Source organism: Helicobacter bizzozeronii, assembly GCF_900196775.1.
GTDB classification, from domain to species: Bacteria; Campylobacterota; Campylobacteria; order Campylobacterales; family Helicobacteraceae; genus Helicobacter; species Helicobacter bizzozeronii.
The window spans coordinates 1-3674 of sequence record NZ_FZLB01000094.1; the positions used below are offsets into that span (position 1 = coordinate 1).

Here is a 3674-nt window from a genome sequence, read left to right on the forward strand (position 1 = left end):
CAGAGCCGTTGCGGCTCTGTGGGTGGGTGTGGCCGGCGGGGGGGAGGGGGGGGTTGGTCGGCGGGGGGTGGGGTGGTGAGGGGGGTGGTGGGGGGGGGGTAACTGCGTGCCAAGAGTTTTTAGGTTCCAAAGAATTGGGAGGATTGGATGTGGCTTACTAGATTTGTCAAAACGCTTTGGTTGCTTTGTTGTGTGGGCGGGGATCTTTTACCCGCACGATCGTTGCTAGAAACACCGACCCCGCTTGTCCCCTATAAAAAACAATTCATCAACTTGCTCTCTGAAAACGATGCCTATGTGTATGCACGGGATTTTTACTATAGTGCGGGCAATAGGCTAAGTTACACCTCCAAAGAATATAATTTTTGGGGGGCGGCTTATTCTAAGTCATGGATGGCGTGGAGTCGCTATGTTACCCTCATGTTTAAATCCCCCAAGATGACTCGTTTTAGCATCGGGGTTGCTCAGAGTATCTACACCCCCCATTTGACCAACTATAAAGCCCGCTTTATTGTCCCCGGGGATCATTTGTATGCGGGTTATTTGCGCGCCGATCTGGTGATCTACCAACGCACAAAGCGTGCCCTAGAGCGCATCGCCATCTCTTTGGGCACGGTGGGGCCTAGTTCTCTTGCTGGGCAAACCCAAACTTGGTTGCACACGCTTTGGGGGGATAAAACCTTCCAAGGCTGGCAAAACCAAATCCGCAACGAATTTATTTTCCAATTCAACTACCAGTGGCTCTATAAAATCCCCATCCTCACCAAACGCTTTTTCTCTATGGATATTATCCCGGGGGTGGATATTGCCTTGGGGAATGCCATCACCCATGCCCGTTTGGGTGCGCTTTTTAGATTTGGCTATAACCTCAACGCCGACTTTGGACCCAACAAGATCAACACCAATTTTAGCGGGGGGCAACCCTATAGCAACCATTTTTCTTTTTATTTCTTTGTGGGGGCAACGGGGAGTTACCAGCCCATCGATATTTTTGTGCAAGGCAATAGCCCCCTAACGCGGGGGATCACCCATCTACCCTATGCCTTCTATGCGGTGGAGGGGGGCATGGCCATTCTCTACAAGGGCTTTAGACTCTCTTTAACCGCCACCAACATAGGCAAGACCTTTAGAGAACAGCCTGAGAGCCATAATATTGGGAGTATCGAACTAGACATTGCTTTTTAGCCATTGATCTAATTTAAACCTTGAGTGGGTCTCTCCAAGATCACCTTAAAAGTGTTTTCATACTGACTTGGTTGGGTGGGGTTGGGGGTGCTAGTGATCTTTAGGACAAAGCCATAACGATCACAAATGCGGCGGACCAAATCTAAGCCGATCCCATAGCCCTGTGTGTGCCCCTCAATGCGGGTATAACGCCGTGTGAGCTCCTCGATTTTATGGGGGGGGATAGCCCGCCCGCTATTGGTGATGATCAAATCGCGATCCAAGCCAACATGCACAAATCCATGCGGTTGGTTATACTTGATCGCATTCATCAATAAGTTCCCCACCAAAGTTACGATATCTTCCTCACATGCTTTTAAGGTCTTGGGCTTGAGATCGTGGCTTAAAGTGAGTTTGTAAAAACTTGCCATCTGCTCAAAAGAGGCGATTTGCCCAGAAATGAGATTTTGCAAGTCCAGCAAATGCGCTTCTTCATGGCGTAAATCCTCCATAAAGATGTAGGCAAGTTGGTGGTAAAGATAATAAATGCGTTGGGCACTCATTAAAATCCCCCGTGTTTTGGGGTTGTCCTCCGCTTTGAGCAGGGCTTTAGCCCCCATTAACAGCGTGGCAATGGGCGTGTTGAGCTCGTGAGCGATGTCCTTACTAAAGGCATCGATGCGCGCCACTTCGTCCTTGAGGGGCTTTAAAAAGAGTTGGGCTAGAAAAATGGCAATCCCCCCCACGCACACAAAGGCACACAAGAACACTAATAAAACCTGCTTATAAAGTGGGGCAAAGAGATTGCGGGTGTGATCTTCTTGCACGATCACAAAATGCACGCCCAAATGCCCGAAAGTCTTATTATCCACCAAGTAAAAGGCATTATTCTTATCCCAAAACGAAGGGAAATGGGTCGCTTGGCTAAAAAAAGTTAAGCTGGTCGCATTCCCAAAGTGGTAATTAAAAAGCACCCGATTATGGCGATCCAAGAGCACAAAACGCGCATGGCTATGCTTGTGGGCTAGGGTCTTAAAGGGCTCATCAATGGCTTGCATGTGCGCCTCGATCACATCTTGGGTGATCTTGTTAGCCTGATCTTGGAGGCGTATTTTAGTGTTCTCCAAGAGCAAGTTTTTAGCATAGGCGACAAACAAAAGGGCAATCACCACCATGAGCACAAAAGAAGAGCCCAAATACAGCCCTAAAAAATTCCTCAGCGATTGCTTTTCGTAAGTATTGAGTTTCATACACATGCCTTAAAACAATAGCCCAAGCCCTTGATATTTTGGATATGCTCCTTGCCTAATAATTTGCGTAAGTTTTTAATGTGGGTGCGTAGGGTGGAATGATCCACGCTGCCCTCATAGCTCCAAACATTGGCAATAATTTGGTCGTTAGGGAGAATCTGGTTTTTATGGTGCAAGAAAAATTCTAAAAGTTGCTTTTCTTTGGCGCTCAAAATAAAACTTTGATCTTGGCGCACCAAGCGCCCCTGCTCGTAAAAACAATCCGCATTGATCGCGACCTTTTGGATAATCAAAAGCCGTTCAATGCGAATCAGCAACTCCTCTAAATCAAAGGGCTTTTTGAGGTAGTCGCTAGCCCCTAGATGAAAAGCCTTTTTTAAAGAAGCCATGTCTTTGAGCACGCTAATAAAGATCGTGGGGGTGTTAATGTGGGATTGGCGTAAGATTTGCAAGGTTTCAAAGCTATCTAGCCCGGGCACCTGGATATCTAGCAACCACAGATCAAACACCTCTTGATTTAAAATCTCCAAAGCCCGATCGCCATCATAAGCCCCACGCACCTCAAAACCGCTTTGCTCCAAAAACTCCGCCACCATGTGGTGCAAGAGGGGATCATCTTCTAATAAAAACAGCCTGCCTTTATGCGCTCTTCCCATAACCACCTACTTAATTAGATTAGAAAAAGCATTTTAACATTTTTACCCTAACAAAGCGGGGCGGGGGTTAGAGCTAAATTTAAAACTCTTGCGATGCTCCTTAATCAGCCCATGCTGGGTGATGGCTAGGGTGTGTGCGTGTGTGCCATAGCCACAATGTTTGGCAAAGCCATACTCTGGGTAGAGTTCATCTAAGGCTAACATCTCTTGATCCTTATGTGCCTTAGCCAAGATTGAGGCCATGCCAATTTGGGGGATTTTATCATCGCCCTTAATGATAGCCTCAAAACTCTCTAAATGTAAAAATTCCAGTTTAAAAAGGGTGTTCCCATCTAAACGCACATGCTTAATGGTGCTCAAGCCCAGAATAATTTGCGTGATCGCCTCTTGCATGCACACACTCAAGCCCTTGTTATCAATCTCTAACGCGCTTTTGCCCACCACTATGCTAGCAATGCGTGTATCTTGGGTTATCCGTGTAGCCCATTCAAAGCGTTTGGCTCTGCTGAGTTGTTTGCTCTCTTTAAGCCCCAAATGCACAAATTCATTAGCCACATCCCGATCACAGCCCACCCCTGCTACAAATAATGACCCACACCAACAC

The 3674-nt window shown here is 47.0% G+C and carries 4 protein-coding genes; 1 reads left to right on the forward strand and 3 read right to left on the reverse strand.

Annotated features, from left to right (window positions below; genetic code table 11):
• The first annotated feature begins 147 nt into the window (after positions 1 to 147).
• A complete protein-coding gene (locus C5684_RS08380; RefSeq protein WP_104640022.1) occupies positions 148 to 1185 on the forward strand; it encodes a lipid A deacylase LpxR family protein in 1038 nt (345 codons plus the stop codon).
• Positions 1186 to 1193: 8 nt separating this feature from the next.
• Here C5684_RS08380 and C5684_RS08385 read toward each other — a convergent pair whose 3' ends face one another.
• The 3 genes from C5684_RS08385 to C5684_RS08395 form a co-directional block, all read right to left on the reverse strand.
• On the reverse strand, positions 1194 to 2414 hold the full coding sequence (locus C5684_RS08385) for a sensor histidine kinase (RefSeq protein WP_104640023.1): 1221 nt from the start codon (positions 2412 to 2414) through the stop codon (positions 1194 to 1196).
• Positions 2411 to 3070 carry a copper response regulator transcription factor CrdR gene (gene crdR, locus C5684_RS08390; protein WP_104640024.1) on the reverse strand — a complete coding sequence of 220 codons (660 nt, stop codon included), beginning with the start codon at positions 3068 to 3070 and terminating at the stop codon, positions 2411 to 2413. Before crdR ends, C5684_RS08385 begins: the two co-directional genes overlap by 4 nt.
• A gap of 42 nt (positions 3071 to 3112) precedes the next feature.
• Positions 3113 to 3674, reverse strand: a 562-nt coding sequence (locus C5684_RS08395; RefSeq protein WP_104640025.1) for a ribonuclease HII, incomplete at its 5' end; no start/stop codon positions are given.